The organism is Pseudomonas sp. TH21 (genome assembly GCF_016651025.1).
GTDB lineage: Bacteria > Pseudomonadota > Gammaproteobacteria > Pseudomonadales > Pseudomonadaceae > Aquipseudomonas > Aquipseudomonas aylmerensis.
Map to the genome: position 1 here is coordinate 3,270,965 of NZ_JAEKEQ010000001.1, position 23,628 is coordinate 3,294,592.

At 61.7% G+C, this 23,628-nt stretch carries 22 protein-coding genes and 1 pseudogene; 17 read left to right on the forward strand and 6 right to left on the reverse strand.

The window, feature by feature from the left end:
- Window positions 1-276: 276 nt before the first annotated feature.
- Window positions 277-537 (forward strand): annotated as a pseudogene (locus tag JFU04_RS14240) (hypothetical protein); the annotation flags it as partial.
- Between the two features lie 183 nt (window positions 538-720).
- Here JFU04_RS14240 and JFU04_RS14245 read toward each other — a convergent pair.
- Together JFU04_RS14245 and JFU04_RS14250 are read right to left on the reverse strand one after the other, a co-directional pair.
- Window positions 721-1,383 (reverse strand): hypothetical protein, encoded by a 663-nt coding sequence (locus JFU04_RS14245; RefSeq protein WP_242485904.1) that lies wholly within the window; start codon window positions 1,381-1,383, stop codon window positions 721-723.
- A gap of 210 nt (window positions 1,384-1,593) precedes the next feature.
- Window positions 1,594-2,343, reverse strand: coding sequence for an SDR family NAD(P)-dependent oxidoreductase (locus JFU04_RS14250; RefSeq protein ID WP_065905292.1), 750 nt, complete (start codon window positions 2,341-2,343; stop codon window positions 1,594-1,596).
- A 100-nt stretch (window positions 2,344-2,443) separates the two neighbouring features.
- Between JFU04_RS14250 and JFU04_RS14255 the strand changes: the two genes are divergently transcribed.
- From JFU04_RS14255 to JFU04_RS14265, 3 genes are all read left to right on the forward strand, one after another.
- Window positions 2,444-2,803: a winged helix-turn-helix transcriptional regulator gene (locus tag JFU04_RS14255; protein ID WP_065905294.1), complete on the forward strand. Its 360-nt coding sequence runs from the start codon at window positions 2,444-2,446 to the stop codon at window positions 2,801-2,803.
- A gap of 270 nt (window positions 2,804-3,073) precedes the next feature.
- Window positions 3,074-4,558, forward strand: a complete 1,485-nt coding sequence (locus JFU04_RS14260; protein WP_446739685.1) for an APC family permease — start codon at window positions 3,074-3,076, stop codon at window positions 4,556-4,558.
- A 19-nt stretch (window positions 4,559-4,577) separates the two neighbouring features.
- A complete protein-coding gene (locus JFU04_RS14265) occupies window positions 4,578-5,774 on the forward strand; it encodes an iron-containing alcohol dehydrogenase (RefSeq protein WP_201144488.1) in 1,197 nt (398 codons plus the stop codon).
- On the opposite strand, the gene JFU04_RS14270 is transcribed toward JFU04_RS14265, so the two are convergent.
- A complete protein-coding gene (locus tag JFU04_RS14270; protein ID WP_201144490.1) occupies window positions 5,751-6,647 on the reverse strand; it encodes a LysR substrate-binding domain-containing protein in 897 nt (298 codons plus the stop codon). The two genes, JFU04_RS14265 and JFU04_RS14270, sit on opposite strands and share 24 nt — an antisense overlap.
- 133 nt (window positions 6,648-6,780) lie before the next feature.
- On the opposite strand from JFU04_RS14270, the gene JFU04_RS14275 reads away from it, so the two are divergent.
- Window positions 6,781-7,995, forward strand: a complete 1,215-nt coding sequence (locus JFU04_RS14275; protein ID WP_201144492.1) for a multidrug effflux MFS transporter — start codon at window positions 6,781-6,783, stop codon at window positions 7,993-7,995.
- Between the two features lie 30 nt (window positions 7,996-8,025).
- Here the strand turns inward: JFU04_RS14275 and JFU04_RS14280 are convergent, their stop codons facing one another.
- Entirely contained in the window at window positions 8,026-8,640 is a 615-nt protein-coding gene (locus tag JFU04_RS14280; protein ID WP_201144494.1) for a LysE family translocator, read from the reverse strand.
- A 114-nt stretch (window positions 8,641-8,754) separates the two neighbouring features.
- On the opposite strand from JFU04_RS14280, the gene JFU04_RS14285 reads away from it, so the two are divergent.
- Both JFU04_RS14285 and JFU04_RS14290 read left to right on the forward strand, forming a co-directional pair.
- A complete protein-coding gene (locus JFU04_RS14285) occupies window positions 8,755-9,657 on the forward strand; it encodes a LysR family transcriptional regulator (protein WP_201144496.1) in 903 nt (300 codons plus the stop codon).
- Window positions 9,658-9,752: 95 nt separating this feature from the next.
- On the forward strand, window positions 9,753-10,610 hold the full coding sequence (locus JFU04_RS14290) for an SDR family oxidoreductase (protein WP_065905536.1): 858 nt from the start codon (window positions 9,753-9,755) through the stop codon (window positions 10,608-10,610).
- A 92-nt stretch (window positions 10,611-10,702) separates the two neighbouring features.
- Here the strand turns inward: JFU04_RS14290 and JFU04_RS14295 are convergent, their stop codons facing one another.
- Both JFU04_RS14295 and JFU04_RS14300 read right to left on the reverse strand, forming a co-directional pair.
- Window positions 10,703-11,617, reverse strand: a complete 915-nt coding sequence (locus JFU04_RS14295) for a site-specific integrase (RefSeq protein ID WP_065905329.1) — start codon at window positions 11,615-11,617, stop codon at window positions 10,703-10,705.
- Window positions 11,618-11,725: 108 nt separating this feature from the next.
- Window positions 11,726-12,538 carry a M949_RS01915 family surface polysaccharide biosynthesis protein gene (locus tag JFU04_RS14300; protein WP_201144498.1) on the reverse strand — a complete coding sequence of 271 codons (813 nt, stop codon included), beginning with the start codon at window positions 12,536-12,538 and terminating at the stop codon, window positions 11,726-11,728.
- Between the two features lie 412 nt (window positions 12,539-12,950).
- Between JFU04_RS14300 and arnC the strand changes: the two genes are divergently transcribed.
- The 10 genes from arnC (at window position 12,951) to JFU04_RS14350 (ending at window position 23,598) form a co-directional block, all read left to right on the forward strand.
- Window positions 12,951-13,988, forward strand: a complete 1,038-nt coding sequence (gene arnC, locus JFU04_RS14305) for an undecaprenyl-phosphate 4-deoxy-4-formamido-L-arabinose transferase (protein WP_201144500.1) — start codon at window positions 12,951-12,953, stop codon at window positions 13,986-13,988.
- Window positions 13,985-15,976 carry a bifunctional UDP-4-amino-4-deoxy-L-arabinose formyltransferase/UDP-glucuronic acid oxidase ArnA gene (gene arnA / locus JFU04_RS14310; RefSeq protein WP_065905336.1) on the forward strand — a complete coding sequence of 664 codons (1,992 nt, stop codon included), beginning with the start codon at window positions 13,985-13,987 and terminating at the stop codon, window positions 15,974-15,976. Before arnC ends, arnA begins: the two co-directional genes overlap by 4 nt.
- The gene (arnD, locus tag JFU04_RS14315; RefSeq protein WP_065905338.1) at window positions 15,976-16,860 is read left to right on the forward strand and encodes a 4-deoxy-4-formamido-L-arabinose-phosphoundecaprenol deformylase; all 885 of its coding nucleotides are present in this window, start codon (window positions 15,976-15,978) and stop codon (window positions 16,858-16,860) included. The genes arnA and arnD overlap by 1 nt, the downstream gene beginning before the upstream one ends.
- Window positions 16,857-18,512 (forward strand): lipid IV(A) 4-amino-4-deoxy-L-arabinosyltransferase, encoded by a 1,656-nt coding sequence (arnT, locus tag JFU04_RS14320; RefSeq protein ID WP_201144502.1) that lies wholly within the window; start codon window positions 16,857-16,859, stop codon window positions 18,510-18,512. The genes arnD and arnT overlap by 4 nt, the downstream gene beginning before the upstream one ends.
- Window positions 18,509-18,856: a 4-amino-4-deoxy-L-arabinose-phosphoundecaprenol flippase subunit ArnE gene (gene arnE / locus JFU04_RS14325; RefSeq protein ID WP_065905342.1), complete on the forward strand. Its 348-nt coding sequence runs from the start codon at window positions 18,509-18,511 to the stop codon at window positions 18,854-18,856. Before arnT ends, arnE begins: the two co-directional genes overlap by 4 nt.
- Window positions 18,853-19,254, forward strand: a complete 402-nt coding sequence (arnF, locus tag JFU04_RS14330; protein ID WP_106803828.1) for a 4-amino-4-deoxy-L-arabinose-phosphoundecaprenol flippase subunit ArnF — start codon at window positions 18,853-18,855, stop codon at window positions 19,252-19,254. The genes arnE and arnF overlap by 4 nt, the downstream gene beginning before the upstream one ends.
- Window positions 19,251-20,630 (forward strand): UDP-glucose dehydrogenase family protein, encoded by a 1,380-nt coding sequence (locus JFU04_RS14335; RefSeq protein WP_065905348.1) that lies wholly within the window; start codon window positions 19,251-19,253, stop codon window positions 20,628-20,630. Before arnF ends, JFU04_RS14335 begins: the two co-directional genes overlap by 4 nt.
- Window positions 20,631-20,633: 3 nt before the next feature.
- The gene (locus JFU04_RS14340; RefSeq protein ID WP_201144504.1) at window positions 20,634-22,256 is read left to right on the forward strand and encodes a glycosyltransferase family 39 protein; all 1,623 of its coding nucleotides are present in this window, start codon (window positions 20,634-20,636) and stop codon (window positions 22,254-22,256) included.
- Window positions 22,257-22,464: 208 nt separating this feature from the next.
- Complete coding sequence (locus JFU04_RS14345; RefSeq protein WP_348775363.1) at window positions 22,465-22,704, forward strand: type VI secretion system contractile sheath small subunit; 240 nt, start codon at window positions 22,465-22,467, stop codon at window positions 22,702-22,704.
- 183 nt (window positions 22,705-22,887) lie between these two features.
- Window positions 22,888-23,598, forward strand: a complete 711-nt coding sequence (locus tag JFU04_RS14350) for an HPP family protein (RefSeq protein WP_201144506.1) — start codon at window positions 22,888-22,890, stop codon at window positions 23,596-23,598.
- Window positions 23,599-23,628 lie beyond the last annotated feature (30 nt).

Genomic DNA, 23,628 nt, shown 5'->3' on the forward strand with positions numbered 1-23,628 from the left:
CATCTCATCGGGAATAGGCATTCCACGCTGCCTGCGCGGCAGTTTGGGTGGCGAGGTGTAGTAGCTCAAAGCTACTATACTAGGAATTTTACGGCTAGCCAGGCAGTCGGTCATTCGTCTGTGAAATTCAGAGAACCGGGAATTGCCACTGAACTTTTAGGTTGTAGATCACCGTTTTCGGGCGACTTCAGTCTTCGTAAGCCACAGAAGCCGGGGAGGGCGCACGGCCTAAAGTGCTAAGTTGACTAATCAACGACAACTCCAATAGTGGAGCCCCTCTTCATGGACAAAAAGAGAGAGTCAGGAGAAAGGTACCTTGCAGAGGTGAATGAAAAAATCGAGAAGGGCCGCAGGAAATTGGTAGGACTCGCCAGGGCTCCGGAAGAGGTGCAGCAAGAACATCAGGCCGGATTAAAGGCGCTGGAAAAGCGCGCCATTGAGCTCACCCAAGAGCTCCAGTTCATCGAGCGCTGCGTAGTGAGCGTTGCTGACCGCGAGCGAGCCAGGGATCTGCCAGCTGAGTTGCCGCCTACCTAGCCGTGTTGCAAGCCACCGTCTGGATGGTTGTTCGAATGATCAGTTGGGTATCGACATATCGTGGTTGGTCATTAGTACGAGTTCGAATCGCAACGTAAGCGGGGCCCCTGAACACGTAAGCTGGCAAAGAGGAGGGTGGTGACGCGCATTCTTGATCGGCTGATTTGTTCACGGCGAATCTCTTTAAGTGTCAAGTCGGCTCCAGGCTGCCGAGGTGCGCTGGGCGTTGTGTCGGTTGGCCGACTCAGCGAGGTAACGACTCGCATAACGGCTAACGGCGTGGCATCGCCGATTAATCGATTTACCGTCACGCCAAGGGCGCCGCTCGCTCTGGATATAGTGCTCGTAGACCTCATAGGTGTAGAGCTTCAGAAGCTCTCCGCGACGGATACCGGTCTCCAAGAGCAATTCAATCATTAGCCAATTACGCAGTTGCAAACGCTCCGGGAATGGATTCTCCGCAGCGCCAGGGCGAATCAGTGTCCGAACGATCTGTAGTTGCGTATCTGTCAGGCTGCGGTAACGAGTGCGGTCGGGACGAGCATTGATGATATGGCTCTCAAATCGCCGCTCAATGACGTCGGCGGCATCGGCAAATACCACGTCGATGTCAGCGTGTGTGGCTGAGTTCTGACGGGCGCGCGGGAGGTAACGGGTCACGCACCAAGACAGGTATTTCTTCAGCAAGCGCAGGTACTGGTCACGTGTTCGTGAACCGATCTGCTGAAAAAATACAGTGTCAGCTTTGCCAATTCGGGCCACCAGGTTGTCGGCTTGGCGGCGACTTTGGAGCCAGATGGCGTAACCGTCCAGTAACGCAAGAATCGCCTCGAAGTGGCAGGCCAAAATGGCCTCATCAATATTTAGGTCACGGCTTTTGGCATAGGTGTAAAAAGCCTGGATAGCGCGCAGGTGCGCTGAATCAGTGGCTTAGGCAGCTCATGAACGTTTATGACATGGCTTATCGTTTAACATAATATACATTATGCGCAATACGACGTTACGCAATCAGGGGCAGTGCCCATCAGATTTCAACGGGCAAAACCCCTCTCTGGATCAAACCTGCGCAAAGCCTCCATCCACGAACATTTCGCTGCCTGTCATGAAGCTGCTTTCATCCGACGCCAGGAACAACGCCGCTGCTGCGACTTCTTCAGGTTTGCCGATGCGGTCCAGTGGGATCTGCGCAACCATCGCGTCGATGATCGCATCTTTCTGTCCTGTACCAGAAAGCGCCAGGTCCAGGCCCGGTGTCGAGATTGGCCCGGGTGAAAGTACGTTGACGCGGATGCCGGTGCCTTTGAGGTCCAGTGCCCAGCTCCTGGCGAAATTACGCAGTGCGGCTTTGGTGGCGCTGTACACGCTGAACGCCGGCGTGCCCATGGTGGCTGTGGTTGAACCGGTCAGGATCACCGAGCCGCCTGCGCTCATTAGTGGCAAGGCCTTTTGCACGGTGAACAACGTGCCTTTGACGTTGATGCCAAACGTGCGATCAAACGACGCTTCAGTGATGGCGCCGATGGGCTGGAAATCGCCGAGCCCTGCGTTGGCGAACACGATATCAATCCGGCCCTTGGTCGCTTTGACCTGGGCGTATATGCGATCAAGGTCCGCCAGGTTGGAAATATCGCCCTGGATCGCGATGGCTCCAGGGCCGATCAGCTGTAACGCCTTGTCCAGTTCCTCTTGGCGACGCCCCACGATAACGACCTGGGCGCCTTCTTCTGCAAAGCGTATGGCGCTGGCCAGGCCGATGCCGCTGTTGCCGCCGGTAACCACTGCGATTTTGCCGTTGAGCCTGCTCATGATGAACTCCGGGGAATGTTGAAGCCCAACTGTAGATCTGCGCTATTATTTTGAATAGTATGCACCTTTAAGTAAGTACCCATTGGGAGCAACCACCCTCATGGCAAACAATTCGTTCAACTGCGGGCTTGAAGCTGCGCTGGCGGTGATTGGCGGCAAATGGAAGCCCTTGGTCCTGTTCAACCTGGCGCAAAATGTTCACCGCTATGGCGAGCTCAAACGTGCGATTGGAGGCGTGACCGATAAGGTCTTGATTCAGCAACTCAAGGAGTTGGAGCGTGATGAAATCATTGCGCGCGTCGACTTCCAGGAGATCCCGCCCAAGGTCGAATACTCCCTCACACCGTTCGGCCGTTCCCTGGCCACGGCGCTGGGTGGGCTGTGTGCCTGGGGTACCGAGCATATGCAGACGGTCGAACGCATCAGCGAACGGCGTACCGCCGCCCTCTCCCAGGCCTGAGCCCTGCCCCGATAGCCAACTCAACTAAATGACTATTTAGTTGAGTTAAATCATATAGTTACGAAATAATCACAAGCTTGGCTGCAATCCCCCGCACCGCGTAAACATCAAAAAATCCAGATGCCAGCCTACAAACATATGGATTTTCCCAAATGTTTGCCTCTCTTAAGCTCTCCTCACTCCTCCCCGTGATGGAGGATGCGTCGTCGGTACGCCCTGAACACAAGGGCGATCCTAAAAATAATGTGTCTGCCGACCCAAGGAATACCTATGTCCTCTCATTTGTCTGACCGGCAAAACGCCGATGAGCGCCTGCTGCACAGCCAGGGTTATGACCAGCAACTGCATCGCGGCCTGTCGCTGTGGTCGTCGTTTTCGGTCGGTTTCGCCACGGTCTCCCCCGTGGTGGGTATCTATTCGGTGATGTCGCTGGGCGCCATGAATGCCGGCCCTTCCTGGGTATGGATCGTGCCGTTGTGTCTCGCCCTGCAGTTGTTGGTGGCGTTGGTTTACGCCGAGCTTGCCTCGCAGTACCCGTTGGCCGGTGGCTGCTATCAGTGGGTCAAGCGCCTGGCTGGCGAACGCCTGGCCTGGTTTACCGGGTTCATGTACCTCGCCTCCGCCCTGGCTTCCTTGACCACCGTGGCGTATCTGGGCGGGTTTTGGCTGTGGCTGTTCGTCACCGGTGAACCGCCGGCGGCGAATGCCCAGGTGTTCAGCGGCGCAGTGCTGTTACTGCTGGGGCTGGGGGTGAACCTGTTCGGGATCAACCCGCTGAAGTATTTCGTCAACGCAGGAATCGTTGCGGAAGCCATCGCCTCGATTGGTATTGGTGTGCTGTTGCTGCTGTTTTTCCGTAACCATTCGTTTTCGATATTGCTGGAAGGCCTGAGCGCGACGTCGACCAGTGACGGGACCTACTTCTCGGGTTTCCTCACCGCCATGGCGGTCGGCGGCTGGGCGTTTCTGGGCTTTGATGCGTGCTCGCAAGTCTCTGAAGAAACCGCCGACGCCCGCACCTCGACGCCCCGCGCGATCCTGCGCTCGATGATTTTGGTGGGCCTGACCGTGATGCTTACCGCATTCGCCGTGACGCTGTCCTATACCGACACTGCCGCCATGGTCTCCGGCCAGGTGATCGATCCGGTCACGCCCGCCGTGGTCGATGCGTTCGGCGCCTGGGCCGAGCGTCCCTTCGTGGCGATCGTATTGGTGGCGTTCATTGCCTGCGTCGTCTCGGTCCAGACCTATATCGGTCGCGCCGTGTTTGGCATGGCCCGCGACGAAATCCTGCCGGCGTCTGCGCTGCTGCGGCGGGTGGATAAACGCAAGGTTCCGTTCGCCGCGATGGTCTTCAGCACGCTGTTCGCCAGCTTCGGCCTGGCCCTGGGATTGAACGCAACCGCCGTGGGCACCTTGATCGCGTTCGGCAGTGGCGGGTTCTTCTTTGTCTTCCTGATCGTGGTGACCTGCGCCCTGCTCGCTCGCCTCAGCGGCCGCTGGAAACCCGAGCCCGGCACCTTCAGCCTTGGGCGCTGGGGCCTGCCGGTCAACGTCGCGGCCTTTGCCTGGCTGATATTCGAAAGCATCAACGTGGCCTGGCCGCGGGTGGCGTTGGCACCGCCAGACGCGCCGTGGTTCCAGGTATGGGCGGTGGTCCTGGTGTTCTCGGTACTGGCCGTGCTCGGCTTGATCTACCTGTTCTGGGCCAAGCCGTATCAACGCGGCGTCACCGTGCAATTGCGCGCTCAATAAACTGGACACGGAGTTTCAGATGTCAGCCCTTCACTATTGGAATTACCCCACCGAAATCTTCTGCGGGCCCGACGCGCTGGCGGTCCTCGCGCAACGCTGCAATTTGCTCGAAATGCGCAAACCTATGCTGGTGACCGACCCGGGCATGCTCGCCCTGGAACCCCTGGCCTTACTCAAGGCGCACCTGATCGAGGCGGATATTTCCTTCGCCGTGTTCAGTGACATTCACAGCAACCCCACGCTGGAGGACGTCGCACGCGGCGTCAGCGCCTTCCAGGCCGGCGGCCATGATTCGTTGATTGCCCTCGGCGGCGGCAGTGCCATGGACGCGGCCAAAGGCATCAGCCTCGCGGCTGTCGATCGGCATGGTCTCGAACGCTTCGAGTGGTCCCAGGTGATCGAGCGCTACCCAAGCCTGGCGGACTTTCCGCGCCTGGAGTTGCCGAAGCTGATTGCCTTGCCAACCACCGCCGGCACCGGTTCGGAACTGGGCCGGGAAGCGGTGCTGACCCTCAGCGAACACAACATCAAACAGGTGATCAGCCACCCGGAGCTATTGCCTGCCACGGTGATTCTCGACCCGATCCTCACCCGTGGACTGCCACCGGCGCTCACTGCCGCGACAGGCATGGACGCCCTCACCCACCACATTGAAGCGTTCTGCTCACCGCTGTATCACCCGATGTCGGCCGGGGTCGCCGTCGAGGGCGTGCGCCTGATTCAGCAGCACCTGGCCGCCGCCTGCGCGGATGGCCAGGACATGGTGGCGCGCGAAGGCATGCTGGTCGCGTCCGCCATGGCCGCAGTGGCATTCCAGAAAGGCCTCGGCGGTGTGCACGCCCTCGCCCATCCGCTGGGTGCGCGGTACCACCGCCACCATGGCTTGTTGAATGCGATCCTGCTGCCTTATGTAATGGTGGCCAATCGGGCGGTGATCAGTGATGACATCGCCCGCCTGGCGCGCTACCTGGAACTGCCCCAAGCGGACTTCGATGGCTTCCTGCGCTGGATACTGCAGCTACGCAGGCAACTGGGCATTCCCCATTCACTCGGCGAGATCGGCCTGGAGGCAGACGCCGCGCCGTGGGTCGGTGAGCAGGCGGTGGCCGATATTTCGTCCTCCGACACCAATGCCCGTCCCTTGAGCGCCGATGAATACAGCCAGATCTTCCGCAACGCGGTGCATGGCGAATTAGCGCTCGTGCTCGACGCGTAAATCCTCGATAAACGCGCGCACCGCCTCACTGCGTGGGTGGCCGATATGCGTGATCATGCTGTGTTGCACCGCGTAATGCAGGGTGTCGGGGTGCAGCGCCCGCATGTGGCCGCTGGCGATCCAGGCCGCCGCGTAATGCGCCGGTAGATACCCCAAGTGTGTCCCGGCGAGGACACCGTGGGCCACCGCTTCCATGTGGTATGCAGTGGCCGACGCGCGCGTGGGCACGACCGGTAGGACTTGGTCGGCGGGTAGAAAGCCATGCTTGATCCAGTCACAGGCTTGCAGTTGGTCCACGCTCGGCGAATCGACGCCGAACAGCGGGTGCGTGCGGCCACAGAAAATGCCGATCGCCTCACTGTAGAGCGGCTGGTAGTCCAGGGTCGGCAATGGCCGGCTGAAATATGAGATGGCCATGTCCAGTTGCCCATCGATCACCGCCAATTCCAGCTCCGTCGGCGAGTTCACGAAGATGTGCAGGTGCATGTCGTGCTCGCGCGCATAGAACCGCGCAATCGCCGCGTCGATACGGGCCGTGGGCAAGGTCGCAATATTGTCCGCCAGGCCCAGGTATAAGTCGCCGACCAGGCGCCCGGCCAAATCCTGGGCTTCATCACGAAACGCATCCACCGCCCCAAACAGCGCCGAGGACGCCTTGAGAATGCGCTGGCCTTTTTCGGTCAGGCGAAAGCCCCCTTTGCCACGCTCGCAAATGCGATAACCGAGGCGTTTTTCCAGGCCGGAGATATGCGTGCTGATGTTCGATTGGCTCATGTTCAGCTCGGCCTGGGCCGCTGTGAACCCGCCGCACCTGACCACTACGGCAAAAATGCGCAGCAGGCGCAAATCCATGTCCGTGACATTTCTGAGCACAGCAATTCCCTGAGTGCAGGCTTATGAAGGGGCTCATTCAACGCGAGCGCTTCGCCAGCGTCAATCTTGCTTGTGTGCCAGCGGTACGAAACTTAAGCTGACGCTCTTTTGCACGCCCTAGCCCGGATATTCCATGTCTCGAAGTATTGCCCACCTCGCCCTCCTGCTCGGGTTGATCACCGCCGTCGGACCTTTCGCCATTGACATCTACCTGCCGGCCCTGCCGACCCTCGGCGCCAGCCTGCAGGCGTCGCCGGCGGCGGTGCAGATGAGCCTGACGGTGTTCTTCATCATCGTCGGCGTGTGCCAACTGTTCTATGGCCCGATCAGCGATGTGTTCGGGCGCAAGCTGCCGATCTATGCCGGCCTGGTGATCTTTGCCGTGGGCAGCATCGGTTGCGCGCTGGCCCCGAGCATTGAAGTGCTGATTGGCTTTCGCGCGGTGCAGGCGTTCGGGGCGTGCGCCGGAATGGTGATCCCGCGGGCCATCGTGCGCGACTTGTACACCGGCCACGAAGCCGCGCGCCTGATGGCCTTGCTGATGCTGGTAATGAGCGTCTCGCCGATCCTTGCGCCGCTGGCCGGCAGCCTGGTGATTTCGTTGTGGAGCTGGCGTGAAGTGTTTGTCGTGCTCGCTGTGGTGGCTGTGCTCTGCCTGGTGATGACCGTCGTACAACTGCCGGAAACCCACCCCGCCGAGCGGCGTCTGGGCAAGACCCTGGGCAGCGCGTTCGGCAGTTACGGCGCCCTCCTCCACGACCCGGTCTTCACCGGTTTGTCGGTGGTCTGCGGGTTTGGCCTGGCGACATTCTTTGTGTTTATCGGCAGCGCGCCGTTCGTGTACATCGAGTATTTCGGCCTGACTCCGACCCAGTTCAGCCTGTGCTTTGCTCTCAACGCCGCGTCGTTTTTTGCCATGAGCCAGCTCACCGCACGCCTCAGTGCGCGCTTCGGCCTGGCACCATTGATTCGCTGGTCCGTGGTCAGCGTCGCGGCGGTGATGATCCTGCTCGCTGTGACTACCCTGTGGAGCGACAACCTCGCCCTGATGATGACGCTGCTGTTTATCGGCTTCGGCTTTCTCGGCCTGTTGTTGCCAGCGGCCGGCGTGTTGTCCCTGGAAGACCATGGCGCGGTGGCGGGCTCGGCGTCGGCACTGCTGGGCGCCATCCAGATGGTAACCGCCGCCGTGTCGATGACCCTGGTCGGCGTGTTCGCCGACCACACGCCGGCGCCGATGTTGATCGGCATCGCACTGTGCGCGGTCGCGGCGCTGCTCACGACACTGTGGACCTTGCAGCGCCTGCCCCCGCATCTGGCGTCCAGCGTGCCGCACACGCCTCAGTGAAGACCCGACTTTGCGGGCATGGCACCTGGGCTAGGCAATACTGGCCATGCCTGCAACCGAATGCACGATGCCGACCAGCGCCACCGCAAGCAACACCAGGCTGGCCACCCGGTTGATGCCGTCGCGGTACTTCAGCGCAAACGGCCTGCGGGCAATGGCGATGTAGAACGCCAGCACCAGGAAGTCGATGACCACCCACGCCAGGGTCAACAGCGTCACGCTGCGGCTGAACGAATCGGCTACCTGGATGAACTGCGGGAAAAACGCCACGAAGAAAATGATGTCCTTGGGGTTGGAGATACCCACCAGGAAGCCGGTGCCGACAGTGCCACCGCGACGGCCGGCCGCAGGCGCTTGACTTGCAGGGCTACGCAGGCCCTGGATGCCCAGGTAGAGGATAAACAGGCAGCCGATAACACTGATGCCGTTCAACAGTGCCGGGCTGACCGACAGGCTGCCCGCCAGAATCAGCACTGCCAGTACTGCCAGGGTCAGCGACGCGAGGTTGGTCCCCACGGCCGTCCACAACGCATGTCGGGTGCCGGCCTGTTGGCTGGTCGTGATGATCAGCGCCACCACCGGGCCCGGGGTGGCGATCAGCATGAAGACGCTGAGCAGGTAGACCAGCAGTAATGAAGTGTCCATGGTGCGCACAGCCTAGTGGGGTTCAGGGGCTGGCAGCGTGAGGCATCAGGCAGGCGTTGAAAAACGCAAAAGCCTGTGACCTACTATGAGTATTTATCACAATGAATAATCGCCATGGCCGAACGCATCCCGCCACTGTATGCCCTGCGCGCCTTTGAAATCGCGGCACGCTCCTCTTCGTTTACCCGCGCGGCGCAAGAGCTGTCGTTGACTCAAAGTGCGATCAGTCGCCATATCAAGACCCTCGAAGGCATCCTTGACTGCCGGCTGTTCGAGCGGCACGGGCCCAGGCTGCAACTGACCGCGGCCGGTGAGCGGCTGGCGCAGGAACTCAAGGTTGGCTTTCGCATCATCGAACAAGCCTGTGCACCGTTCCGTGCCGGCACCGGCAACTTGCGCCTGAAGGCGCCCTCCACGCTGACCATGCGCTGGCTGCTGCACACGCTGGACCTTCTCAAGGCCGAGCTGACCGTGCAACTGGCCAGTGTCTGGATGGATTTCGACAGCGTGGACTTCTACGCCGAGCCCTACGACTGCGCGATTTTGCTTGGCAACGGCCATTTCGGTGCCGATGTGCAGGCGTACAAGCTGTTTGATGAGTGGCTGATCCCCATCTGCGCACCGGGCAAGATCGACGTCGAACTGCCGCACTCCGAACTGATCCATCCCACTCCCGACCGTCGCGACTGGCGCCGCTGGCTGGCGGCCCTGCCGCTGGAAGCCCGGATCAACCTGGATCGCGGCAAGGTCTTCGACACGCTCGACCAGGCCATTTCGGCGGCCATGCGCGGCCACGGTGTGTCCATCGGCGACCTGCACCTGGTGGCCGACGATGTCCGCGACGGGTTGATCGGCTTGCCGTACGGCAAGGCCGTCGCCTCCGGTGATGGCTACTACCTGGTGTGGCCGAAAGAGACTCGGCACACCCAGCAAGTGCAGGCGCTGCGCGATGCGCTCAGCGGACATATCCCGGCCATCGACCTGCCGGGCCTGGTGTTTTTACCCGCCACGGGTTGAGACCATTCGTCGGGCCCGCCAGGCATCCATTACAACTATCGCTGCCGCCAAAACTACTAACCCCATAGCACCCTTGATGCGCTATGGAGATTGAAATGACTGACTATCCACGCCCACCCTTCGCCCCTCAAGCCCAAGCCGTGCCCGGCACCCAGAAGAAAATGGAGCCTTATCCCGATTGTGGCGAGAAGAGCTACAAGGGCTCCGGCCGACTGGCGAACAAGATCGCCCTGATCACCGGTGCCGACAGCGGCATCGGCCGCGCGGTGGCCATCGCGTTTGCCCGCGAAGGTGCCGATGTTGCCATTGCCTATCTGGACGAACACGAGGACGCGAAGGAAACCGCACGCTGGGTTGAAGAAGCGGGCCGCCAGTGCCTGCTGCTGCCCGGTGATATCGCGCAGAAAGCCAACTGCCAGGCACTTGTCGACAAGACGGTCGAACAGTTCGGCCGCATTGACGTGCTGGTGAATAACGCGGCGTTCCAGATGACCCATGAAACCCTCGAAGAGATCGAGGATGAGGAATGGGTGAAGACCTTCGATATCAACATCACCGCGATGTTTCGTATCTGCAAGGCGGCACTGCCGCATATGCAGGCCGGCAGCTCGATCATCAACACCAGCTCGGTCAATTCCGACATGCCCAAGCCGACCCTGCTGGCCTATGCCGCGACCAAGGGCGCGATTGCCAACTTCACCGGCGGCCTGGCGCAATTGCTCGGCAGCAAGGGCATTCGGGTAAACAGCGTGGCACCTGGGCCGATCTGGACGCCGCTGATCGTGGCAACCATGCCCGACGAAGACGTCCAGAGCTTCGGCAGCGAAACCCCGCTGGGCCGCCCTGGCCAGCCGGTGGAAGTGGCACCGATCTATGTGCTGCTGGCCTCGGATGAAGCCAGCTACATCTCCGGTTCCCGCTATGCCGTCACCGGCGGCAAACCCATCCTGTAGCAACTGGCTTGCCGGCGGTGTCGGCCTCTCGGCTTCCCAGGAAGACCGGGGCGCCTGCATCGCGGGCAAGCCCGGCTCCCACAAAAAACGCTCTACAGATCAAACCGATCCACCGCCCGCCGCCGCTCATTGTCGTCACGCACGTCATAGCTGGCGGTGGTCTGGATATTGGTGTGGTGTGCGAGCTTCTGTGCGATCGACAGATCATGTTCCTCGATCACCCGCGTGATGAACGAGCGCCGGAAGTCGTGGGGCATGATCTTCACGCCCACCTGCTCGCCGCGCTGGCGGGCAATGTAGTAAATCGCGTGTTTTGTGATGCGTTCGCGGGTGATATGGCTGCCGCGACGGATGCGATTGAACAGGAAACTGTCGTCCTGCTCACCTTCCTTGAGCTGCTCGCGCCGAAACGCCAGCCAGGCCTGCAACTTGGCGAAGGCCCAGTCCGGCGCATACTTGACCAGCTCCTTGTTGCCCTTGCCGATCACCCGCAGGCTGCGCTCTGCAAAATTGATCTGCGCCAGGTCAAGGTTGACCGACTCCGATTTGCGCATGCCCGAGCCGTACAGGATGCCGATCACCGCCGCGTCCCGCAGGCCCTGTGGCCGTGGGTCGGCGGCGCAGACTTCCATCATTTCGCGGATCAGCGTGCGTCGCAGGTTGCGCCCCTGGCCCAGGCGGGTACCGGGCGCGGCCTTGACGGTGCGCATGCGCAGCAGGTGTTCCTGGCTGATCAGGCTCAGGCGCCAGGCCTCGTTCATCACCCCACGCACGGCGTTCACATACAACGATGAGGTGTTGGGCGCGTAGCCGTCCTCGCGCAAGGCGGCGACCAGGGCGATCACGTGTTCAGGCTGCAGCAGGTGCCAGTCGATGTCTTCGAGGTTGATGTCCTCGAAGCCCAGGCGGTCGGCGGCGTCCTGCAGCACGTAGCGCATGGTCAGTTGGCTGGAGGGCGCCAGGCGGGTGAGGTAAAGGGTCAGCGGGTTGCGGATAGACTCAGTCAAGGTAAATCAGCCTTTGGATTAAATACCTCGAACAAGCCATTGTTTAATCGAGGTATTTAGTGAATTGGCGAGGCCTGAGTCTACCCCAGCAAGAGCCCTCGCACCACATCACGGGGCGCTGTCGTCATCCTCGGTGGGGTCTTGCGGTTGAGTCTGGGCCTGGCTCCAATCCGTGTCCTGCTTCTGCATCAGCGCGAACCAGTGCTGGCGCATGAAAGTCAGATACGCCTCGGGGGCCTTGGCAAAATCCTTCTCATCGCCATAGCAACCCGGCAAGGGCAACTCGGTGCCCTGCTCCTTGTATTGGCTGACCAATGCCTGCTGCCCGGCCACGCTGCAATCCTTGGGCAACGGCATGCCGCGCAGGGCGCCCGCTTCTTCGTCCCACCAACTGGCGCCGACCCGGTCGACACCGCGCAGGCGGTACTTCTGCGACTTGCCCACGTGCATGATCAACTTGAATTCATTGGGGCTGACGTCGCTGGTGCAGGTGCGCGAGTAACCCACGGTCGCCTGGGTGATGCCATCGCCGGCAAGGTCGGTGACCTTGGTCGCCTCCCGGTCGAAGCGCAGGGCGGCGTCGAATTCGCAGTGCTGCACGTCGTCGTAAAGCATCCACACGCGTTTGGGGCGATTGCCATCGATCAGGTACTGAGCCGCGTAGACGAAGGCCGACTGGGTCCCGTCATCGTCGCGCTCGCTGACTTGCTCGGCGAGCACCAGCAGGTTCTTGCCCAGGCGATCGTCCCAGGTATACGCGGCGATCTGCTTGCCGCGCACTTCCACCCCGTCCGGCACTTGGTCGATGCTGGTCAGCGCCACGCCGTCGTCGGCGCGCACCGTGGTGACGCACGCCACGGTCATCAACAATCCCATCAACACTGGCCGCAACTGGCCGCGTAAAAGCTGCACGCTATTCATCCGATCACCCTGGCAAGAGACGGCTTACTTTACCGGCACTTGGGGCGCATTGCAGAGAAGATTCTTGAATAAAGTGCCAACGCACAGGACGCACGTTTGCGTTGAACCAAACACCTGCGCGGCCGTTCCTATTTCGCCAGCCAATTCAACGGACAACGCCGTGGATGTTTAGCTGAACCCTAGCTGTCTACCTGTCAAATAAACGAGTTTTTCATCTGCCTTTCATATCTGTTCAACATTTTTGCGCTTAATCTTGAACGTGAAACTTAATAGCAAATTGCGCAACACCGTCTAACCTGTTGATTACGCTTCACCTTTAGCACCGCCCCTGCTTCTACGGTCTAGACGTTTGCCCACTGTTTATTGATGTTTCCACGCTCCAAGTTGCGCTAACCCCCGAGGTCATGAATCTTTGAAACCCTACCCTATTCATTGCGTGTCGATCGTCATCCCGGTCTACAACGAACAAGAAAGCCTGCCTGAACTGCTGCGTCGCACCACCGCAGCGTGCCAGCAACTGGCCTACGAATACGAAATCATCCTGGTGGATGACGGTAGCCGCGACAATTCGGCCCAACTGCTGGAAGACGCTGCCGCCGTAGACGGCAGCAAGGTGGTCGCGGTGATCCTCAACCGCAACTACGGCCAGCATGCCGCGATCATGGCCGGTTTCGAGCAGTGCCGGGGCGAGGTGGTGATTACCCTCGACGCCGACCTGCAGAACCCTCCCGAAGAAATCCCGCGCCTGGTCGAACAAGCCGCGCTGGGCTACGACGTGGTCGCCACCGTGCGCAACAATCGCCAGGACTCGGCCTTTCGCCGCTGGCCGTCGCGCCTGATCAACCTGGCGGTGCAACGTTCCACCGGCGTGGCCATGACCGACTACGGCTGCATGCTGCGCGCTTACCGGCGCACCATCGTCGACGCCATGCTTGCCTGCCGCGAGCGCAGCACCTTCATTCCGATCCTGGCCAACGGCTTTGCCCGCCACACCACCGAGATCCTGGTGCACCACGCCGAGCGCGAGCACGGCGAATCCAAATACAGCGCCATGCGCCTGATCAGCCTGATGTTCGACCTGCTGACCTGCATGACCACCACCCCGCTGCGGCTGCTGTCCATCGTCGGCTTCAGCCTGGCGGCGCTGGGCGTTTTTTTCGCCTTCGCGTTGATCGTCATGCGCCTGGCATTCGGTGCCGACTGGGCCGGTGATGGCCTGTTCGTGCTGTTCGCCGTGCTGTTCGTGTTCACCGGTGGCCAGTTCATCGGCATGGGCCTGCTGGGTGAATACCTGGGCCGCATGTACAGCGACGTGCGTGCCCGCCCCCGGTTCTTCATTGAAAAAGTGCTGCGCAACCAACCGGCAGCACCGGCACCCTTGGTCGTCGTCGACGGCCTGGTGTCTTCCCATACCACTTCTACTTCTCCTTCCGATCAGGTTTCGTCATGAATTCAAACGCCGTTGTCTTCGCTTACCACGATATTGGCTGTGCAGGCATTGAAGCCCTGCTGGCTGCCGGCTACGACATTGCTGCCGTGTTTACCCATGCCGACGACCCCAAGGAAAACAACTTCTACGGTTCCGTCGCGCAGTTGTGCGCCCGTAACGGCATTCCAGTGCACGCGCCGGAAGACGCCAACCACCCGCTGTGGATCGAGCGTATTGCCAAGCTCAAACCGGACTTCATCTTCTCCTTCTACTACCGCAACCTGCTGAGCGAAGCCCTGTTGGCCACCGCCAGCAAAGGCGCGTTCAACCTGCACGGTTCGCTGTTGCCCAAATACCGTGGCCGCGCACCGGCCAACTGGGTGCTGGTGAAAGGCGAAACCGAAACCGGCGTGACCCTGCACCGCATGGTCAAGCGTGCCGATGCCGGCGCGATCCTGGCCCAGCAGAAGGTCGCCATCGAGCGCACCGACACCGGCCTGACCCTGCACGCCAAACTGCGCGACGCCGCCAGCAACCTGCTGCGTGACGCCCTGCCGCAACTGGCCGCCGGCAAGCTGACTGAAACCGCCCAGGACGAAAGCCAGGCCACCTACTTCGGTCGTCGCACCGCTGCCGACGGCAAGTTGGAGTGGAAAAAGCCGGCTGAAGAACTGTTCAACCTGGTTCGCGCCGTGACTCAACCGTACCCGGGCGCCTTCTGCGCCGTGGGCGAGCACAAGCTGATCGTCTGGCAGGCCGAGGTGGTGAAGGGCAATGAAGGCCTGGCGCCGGGCCGCGTGATCAGCGTCAACCCGCTGCGCATCGCCTGTGGTGAAGACTCGCTGGTGGTCAAGTTCGGCCAGCGCAATGACAACGGCCTGTACCTGGCCGGCCCATCCCTGGCCAATGAACTCGGCCTGGTCGACGGCTCCGTGCTGCGTGGCGCCGAGTCCGGCCGCAAGCCGCGCCGTACCCGCGTGCTGATCCTCGGTGTGAACGGCTTTATCGGTAACCACCTGTCCGAGCGCCTGCTGCGTGACGACCGCTACGAAGTCTACGGCCTGGACATCGGCTCCGACGCCATCGAGCGCCTGCGCAGCCACCCGAATTTCCACTACGTGGAAGGCGACATCAGCATCCACACCGAGTGGATCGAGTACCACATCAAGAAGTGCGACGTGGTCCTGCCGTTGGTGGCCATCGCCACGCCAATCGAATACACGCGTAACCCGCTGCGCGTGTTCGAGCTGGACTTCGAGGAAAACCTCAAGCTGGTGCGCTACTGCGTCAAGTACAACAAGCGCGTGATCTTCCCGTCGACCTCCGAAGTCTATGGCATGTGCCAGGACCAGTACTTCGACGAAGACACCTCCAACCTGGTGGTCGGCCCGGTCAACAAGCAGCGCTGGATCTACTCGGTCTCCAAGCAACTGCTCGACCGCGTGATCTGGGCCTACGGCGCCAAGGGCCTGAACTTCACCCTGTTCCGTCCCTTCAACTGGATGGGCCCGCGCCTGGACCGCCTGGATTCGGCGCGTATCGGCAGCTCCCGCGCGATCACCCAGTTGATCCTCAACCTGGTGGAAGGCACGCCGATCCGCCTGTTCGACGGCGGCGAGCAAAAGCGTTGCTTCACTGACATCGCCGACGGCATCGAAGCCCTGGCGCGCATCATTGATAACGACAACGATGTCTGCAACGGCCAGATCATCAACATCGGCAACCCGGAAAACGAAGCCAGCATCCGCCAGTTGGGCGAAGAGCTGCTGCGTCAGTTCGAAGCGCATCCGCTGCGTGGCAACTTCCCCCCGTTCGCCGGTTTCCGCGACGTCGAGAGCAAGGCGTTCTACGGCACCGGTTACCAGGACGTGGCACACCGCAAGCCAAGCATCGAAAACGCCAAGCGCCTGCTGAACTGGGAGCCGACCGTGGAGATGAGCGAGACCATCGGCAACACCCTGGACTTCTTCCTGCGTGAAGCCATGCTCGAAATCGCGGACAAGAAGTAATGAAGGCAGGCTTGCGCATTGACGTCGACACCTACCGTGGCACCCGTGAAGGGGTGCCGCGACTGCTCGAATCCCTGGATGAAGCCGGGGTCAAGGCGACGTTCTTCTTCAGTGTCGGGCCGGACAACATGGGGCGCCACTTGTGGCGCCTGATCCGCCCGCAGTTCCTGTGGAAGATGCTGCGTTCCAACGCTGCCGGCCTGTATGGCTGGGATATTTTGCTCGCCGGCACTGCCTGGCCGGGCAAGCCGATCGGCCGTGACCTGGGGCATTTGATGCGCCAGGCCAAGGCCGCCGGCCATGAAGTCGGCCTGCATGCCTGGGATCACCATGGCTGGCAGGCCAACACCGGGCGCTGGAGCGACGCACAGCTGGTCGAGCAGATTCGGCGCGGCGTCGACACCCTGAGCGATATCCTGGGTGAACGCATCGACTGTTCCGCGGCCGCCGGTTGGCGCGCCGATGAACGCGTGGTGCAGGCCAAGCAAGGCTTCAACTTCCGCTACAACAGTGATTGTCGGGGCACCAGCCTGTTCAGGCCGACCTTGGCCGATGGCAGCGCGGGCACCCCACAGATTCCGGTCGACCTGCCGACCTTCGACGAAGTCGTCGGGCCGGTGGTGGCTGCCAAGGATTTCAATAGCTACATCCTCGAGCGCTTCGCGGAGTCGAAGCTCAACGTCTACACCATCCACGCAGAAGTAGAAGGGATTCTGATGGCCAATGATTTTCGCCAGTTGCTGGCCCAGGCAGGGCAGCGCGGCATCGATTTCCAACCGCTGGGCGAGTTGCTGCCTGCCGATGTCACCACCCTGCCCCAGCAACAGCTGGTGCGCGGCGCCCTGAGCGGCCGTGAGGGTTGGCTCGGAGTGCAACAGGCATGATCCGCCGTTGGGCCCTGCCCCTGCTCCTGTTGGCGTTCGGCGTGTTCTATCTGCTGCCGCTGGCCACCCACGGCCTGTGGATTCCGGATGAAACCCGCTATGCGCAGATCAGCCAGGAAATGCTGCTGACCGGCAAATGGGCGTCGCCGCACTTCATGGGTATTCGCTATTTCGAAAAGCCTGCGGCCGGCTACTGGATGATCGCGCTGGGCCAGGCGATCTTCGGGCAGAACCTGTTCGGCGTGCGCTTTGCGTCGGCATTGAGCACCGGCCTGAGCATCCTGCTGGTGTACCTGGTGTCACGCCGGTTGTGGAATGACCCGCAAAAAAGCCTGATCAGCACCGTGCTGTACATGAGCTTTGTCAGCGTCGCGGCCCTGGGCGGCTATGCCAACCTGGATCCGCAGTTCACCTTCTGGGTCAACCTCACCGGTGTGGCCCTGTGGTTTTGCTTCGACAGCACCACGCGCAGCGGCCGGTTGTGGTCCTGGGCAGTCCTGGGCCTGGCATGCGGCATGGGCTTCATGACCAAGGGGTTCCTGGCCTGGCTGTTGCCGGTGTTGATCGCCCTGCCCTACGCAATCTGGCAGAAGCGTTTTCGCGAACTGCTGGGTTATGGCCTGGTGGCCGTAGCGGTGGCGATTGTGGTCAGCGTGCCGTGGGCATTGGCCGTGCACCTGCAGGAACCGGACTACTGGAATTTCTTCTTCTGGCACGAGCATATCCAGCGCTTTGCCGGCGACGACGCCCAGCATGCCGAGCCGTTCTGGTATTACTTGCCGCTGCTGGTGGCGTTCTCGCTGCCGTGGGTCGCCCTGCTGCCGTCCACCCTCAAGCAGGCGTGGCAAGACAAGCGCACGGCGAAGGTCGGCTTTGTGTTGCTGTGGCTGCTGATGCCCCTGGCCTTCTTCAGCCTGGCCAAAGGCAAGCTGCCCTCCTACATCATGCCGTGCCTGCTGCCGCTGGCCTTGCTGATGGGCAACACCCTGGCGGATAAACTGGCCCAGGGCCGCGGTCGCGCGTTGCGCCTCAACGGCTGGCTGAACCTGGTTCTCGGCGTGGTGGTACTGCTCGCCCTGAGCTGGTTCCAACTGAAAAAGCCGCTGTACGAACATGGCCAGGAAACCTTCAGCCTGGTGCTGGTGTTTGTCTTCCTGTTCGGCTGGATCCTGGTCAACCTGCTGCAGGCTGCACGGCCCTTGCACCTGTGGGCCGCGCCGGTGATCGGCAGTTGGCTGATGGTCGCCCTGCTGCCGGCCGCACTGCCGCATTCGGTGGTCTACAACAAGACCCCGGATCAATTCATCATCGACCACCTGCAGGCACTGCGCCCGACCACAGCCTTGCTCAGCAACGACCTCGGCGCGGCGTCGGCCCTGGCGTGGCGCCTGCAGCGCCCGGATGTGACGCTGTACAACACGGTCGGCGAAGTGAAATACGGCCTGGCCTACCCGGATGCCGGGCATCACAAGGTCGACACCCGCCAGGTCCAGCAATGGATGAGCGAGGCGCGCAAACAAGGGCCGGTGGGTGTGGTGATGCGCGTCAAAGGCGACGATGAAATCGCCGAAGTGGCGCTGCTGCCCACCGACGGCGAGCGTTATGAGCAAGGCAATATCGTGATTCTGATCTTCCCGCAGGTGCAGCCGTGATCACCCTCCTCCTGCTATTGGCCGCCTGCCTGCTGACCTGCATGGGCCAGGTCTCGCAAAAGTTCGCCGTGGAAAGCTGGCGTGACCTGCCGGACGGCTGGGCGCTGAAACTGCGCTCGCCGTGGCTGTGGGCGGCGCTGGTGTGCCTGGGCCTGGGCCTGCTGGTGTGGCTGCTGGTACTGCAGCGCCTGGAGGTCGGCATCGCCTACCCGATGCTCAGCCTGAATTTTGTCTTGGTCACGCTGATGGCGCGTTTTGTGTTCCATGAACACATCGATGGCCGTCACTGGCTGGGTGTGGCGCTGGTGATCGGCGGCGTCGTGCTGCTGGGGCGTCACGTATGAGCCGGGTCCAGGGGTTTGCCCTGGCCCTGGGCAGCGTCGCACTGGTCAGCGCGGCCCAACTGGGCATGCGCTGGAGCATGACGCGCCTGCCGCTGCCCAACGAATGGCTGACGGCCCAGATCGACCTCGGCGCCCTGGCTGTGGTGCTGCTGGCGATCCTCGCCTATGCGCTGTCGATGCTCTGCTGGCTCGGCGCGCTCAAACATCTGCCGTTGGGCCGGGCCTATTCGCTGCTGAGCATCAGCTACGCGCTGGTGTACCTGCTGGCGGCCAGCCTGCCGGTCTTCAACGAACACTTTTCGGTTTCAAAAACCCTGGGGGTGGCCTTGGTCATCCTCGGTGTGCTGGTTATCAACTCTCGCCGTGCTAGCGCTACAAGTCCCAGGAATGCCCCATGAAAATCAGTGTATTTGGTAGTGGTTACGTCGGTCTGGTGCAGGCCACCGTATTGGCCGAAGTCGGTCACGATGTCATCTGCATGGACGTCGATCAAAACAAGGTCAAGCTGCTGCAGCAAGGCCATGTGAGCATCTTCGAGCCGGGGCTGGCCGCGATGGTCAAGGAGAACCTGGAGAGCGGGCGACTGCACTTCACCTTTGATGAAAAGCTGGCCGTCGAACACGGCGAAGTGCTGTTCATTGCCGTGGGCACACCGTCGGATGAAGACGGCTCGGCCGACCTGAAATACGTGCTGTCGGTAGGTGATGCCGTGGCCCGCCACCGTATCGAGCCGGTGATCCTGGTGGAAAAATCCACCGTGCCGGTGGGCACCGGCGACACCCTGCGCGCGCACATCGAGAAGGCCCTGCACCTGGCGGGCCGGCACCTGGAGTTCGATATCGTCTCCAACCCGGAATTCCTCAAGGAAGGCTCGGCCGTGGCCGACTGCCGCCGCCCGGATCGCATCATCATCGGCTGCGAGCGCGAAGAAGTGCGCGACGTGATGCGCGACCTGTACGCGCCGTTCAACCGCAACCATGACCGCATCATCTTCATGGACCTGCGCAGCGCCGAGCTGACCAAGTACGCCGCCAACTGCATGCTCGCGACCAAGATCAGCTTTATCAACCAGATCGCCGAGCTGGCCGAACACCTGGGCGCGGATATCGAAGCCGTACGCCTGGGCATCGGTGCCGACTCGCGCATTGGCTACCACTTCATCTACCCTGGCTGCGGCTACGGTGGTTCGTGCTTCCCCAAGGACATGCGCGCGCTGATCCACAGTGCCAAGCAGGCCAACTGCTCCAGTGACCTGTTGGAAGCCGTGGAAGCGATCAACCAGCGCCAGAAGAGCAAGCTGTTCGAGCGCATCAATGCGTTCTTCAAGGGCAACCTGCGCGGCAAGACCTTTGCCCTTTGGGGCCTGGCGTTCAAACCGAACACCGACGACATGCGCGATGCCCCCAGCCGCGTATTGATGGAAGCCCTGTGGGCCGCCGGCGCCAACGTACGCGCGTTCGACCCGGAAGCCATGCAGGAAACCCAGCGCATCTACGGCGATGACCCGCGCCTGATGCTGATGGGCACCCCGGAGTCGACCTTGAGCGGCGCCGATGCGCTGATAGTCTGCACCGAATGGCAGCAGTTCAAGGCACCGGACTTCGACCTGATTCACCAGCGCCTGAAAACCCCGGTGATCTTCGACGGCCGCAACCTGTATGACGGCGAGCGCCTGGCGCGCAAAGGCTTCCAGTACTTCCCGATGGGCCGTGGCGACTCGTGCCAGTTGCCGATTCCGCAGCAACAGTGGGTGCCACAGGTCGTGGAAGCCTGATACGTGAACAAAGCTCAACCGTCCCTGCTGAGCCCGACGATTCGCCGCCAATCCCTACTGCTGGGGTTGCTGGCGCTGGCGTTATTCATCGCTGGCAGCTGGCACCAGGCGATTATCGGCTTCGACTCCCGCTTCGTGGTGTTTGCCCAGGAGATGCTGCGCCACGGGCCGGGCTTTTTCCCGACCACCTACGGGCAGCCGTATGCGGATTACCTGGCCACCTCGACACTGCTGACCTGGTTGCTGTCGTTGCCCCTGGGCCAGGTCACCAGCCTCACGGCCTGGTTGCCCACGGCGCTGGCCTCGGCAGCGATCGTGGTGCTGGTGTATCGCCTCACGGCGCCCTACTCCCGGCACTGGGGCCTGCTGAGCATCGCGGTATTGCTGCTCAGCAGTACCTTCATCAGTGAAACCCGCTCGGTATCCCTCGACCAGATGCTCGCCGCGATTGCCCTGGCGGTGTTCTACCTGGGTTACGCGCATGACCACTTCGGTGCTGGCAAGCGCCTGCACTGGCTGTACCTGCTGCTGATCCTCGGCTTTGCGATTCGCGGTCCGATTGGCCTGGTGATACCCACCGGCGTGCTGTGCAGCTACTACCTGATCAATCGGCAATGGCGGCAGCTGTTCAGTTTTGGCTTGCTGGCGCTGGCGCTGTTGGTGGCGTGTGTCGGCCTGCTGTTGCTGATGGCCAAGCTCAGCGGCGGTGAGAGCTTCATGCAGGACGTGATCCGCATGCAGTTCCTGGGGCGCATGGATGGCAGCGAAGGCTCCAGCGGCGTGCTGTATTACTTCACCAGTTCGCTGGGCAATTACGCCATGGCCTATCCCGTGGCGCTGCTGGTACTGCTGGCAATCGCCCTCGGCGGCCGGCGTACGCCGGGGCCGGCCTTGCAGTTGGTGCTGTACTGCGCGGCCGCCGGCCTGCTGGTGATGCTTGGCCTGTCGATCCCACAGGCGAAAAAGGCGCGCTATGTGCTGCCGATGTTGCCCATGGCGGCAATCATTGCGGCCTATCCGTTCCAGGTTGCCGAGGGTCGGCTGTTTGCCGGGTTGCGCAGGCTGATGCTGGGCATTTGGACGTTGCTTCCGACGCTGCTGATCGCCGGGTTGTTGTTCGCACGCACACGTTATCCGCAGCAGCTGGAGCATCTGGGGCCAATGTTTGGCCTGCTGGGCGCGCTGCAGGTCGTGGCTGTGCTGGCGTTGTTCAAGGCGCAACTGCGCCCGCTGGGCCCGGCGTTGGCCGGTGTACTGGCGGTGTGGGCCAGCTATATCGGCGTGGTCGAGCCGCTGGAGCGCAGCCTCTACGACACCCGCACGTTTACCTTGCAGGTGCACGAGCAGGTCATGCAGCAGCGCGCGCCCGTGGTATTGCACGGCCTGGGTAAAGACGCCAAGGCCATCAAATACATGGTCAACCTTGATTGCGACCAGGTACCGTTGTTCACCCAGAACCCTGCTGACCTGAACCCGATACAGGGGCCGGCCTGGCTGGTGATGAGCGAGGCGGATTTCGAAGGGTTGAAAGACCCGCGCTTTCGCGCCCTCACGCCGACCCTGAGCGGTGAGTTCGACCGCAACCCCTACGTGCTGCTGCACCTGGCCCAGGCCCCACACCCTTGAGTGCTCTGCGTCGGGGCTCCCGACGCAGAAAACTCCTACGCAGCTATGCGTAATTGCTGCGACCATTGCCCTTCCCCGCGCCCGAAACCCAACGGTAAACTCGAATGCCATGTGTGGTAATCATTTACCGCCACGGGTCATGCATAACAACAAGGAAGCTGTAGGCCCGCGGTGTACGCCGCAGCCTATCCAATAAGAGGACAATGCCGTGTCAGATGATGTTTCGCCGGGCGTCTACGCGACCCCGGAGCCCGATCTCGTTCACGTTGGCTATTTGCCAGTCCCGCCCCTGGAGCGGCTGATGGAATTACGCGACGCGCTGGTGGCGCTCAAGGGCCCGCTTGCCAGTGATACCGGGCTGCAGGCGGATCTGCGAAAACGCTTGTTCAACGACGAGACCGATGATCGCGTCCTGGGCAAGCTCAGTGTGCAGGTCCCGCTTTTGTAAGTGTGGCAGTCTCACTTAACTGCATTATTTCTGGATTTAACCTGCATTAATATGCATTGGCGCGGTGTCGACAGGCACGGCACACTGCACAGGTTCCTTCCCCCAATGTTGGAACTTTCAAAGGGCTTTTCCGGGCAACCAGACAAGCCTTTTTTTTGCCTGTCGTTTATGGAATGCCTGTCAATGCTCGCTCGCTGGTTCCCTGCTGCTATCAATACCCGTCCCACTGAATGGAGTCGTGCCGCCATCGGCATGGCGCTCGGCACGCTGTTCAGCGTGTGGTTATGTGCCCAAGTGTTTGGCATGGACGTGGCCCTGCACCTGCTGGGGCCACTCGGGGCCTCGGCGGTGTTGTTGTTTGCGGTCTCATCCGGCGCGCTCGCGCAACCCTGGTCGATCATCGGCAGCTACCTGTGTGCCGGCGTGGTGGCCTTGCTGGTGGCCCGCGTCCTTGGGCGCACCCTGGGCGGTGCGTGCCTGGCGGCAGGCATGACGGTGGTGCTGATGTGCTGGCTGCGCTGCCTGCATCCACCTGCCGGTGGCCTGGCCATGACTCTGGTACTGGCCGACCCGGCCTCGGCCGCCCTCGGCTGGCATGAGATGGGCGCGGTGTTGCTGGGTGCCGGCGCCCTGCTCGCCTGTGCACTGGCTTACAACAATGCCACGCGCACCCGCTACCCCAAGGGCGCCGTCGAGGCTCCCGTGGTGGTCCTGCCAGACACCCGGGCCGCTCAAGACCCGGCCATTACCGCTGCCGACCTGAAGCTCGCGCTGGCCGACATGGAGCAGTTCTACGATGTCGCCCCCAGCGAGTTGGAACAGTTGATCCACGCCGCCGAAACCCACGCGCGGCGCCGCAGTATTGGTGAAGTCCTGGCCAGCCGCATCCCCTGACGCAGACACGCGGCCTGCTGCATAAATGCA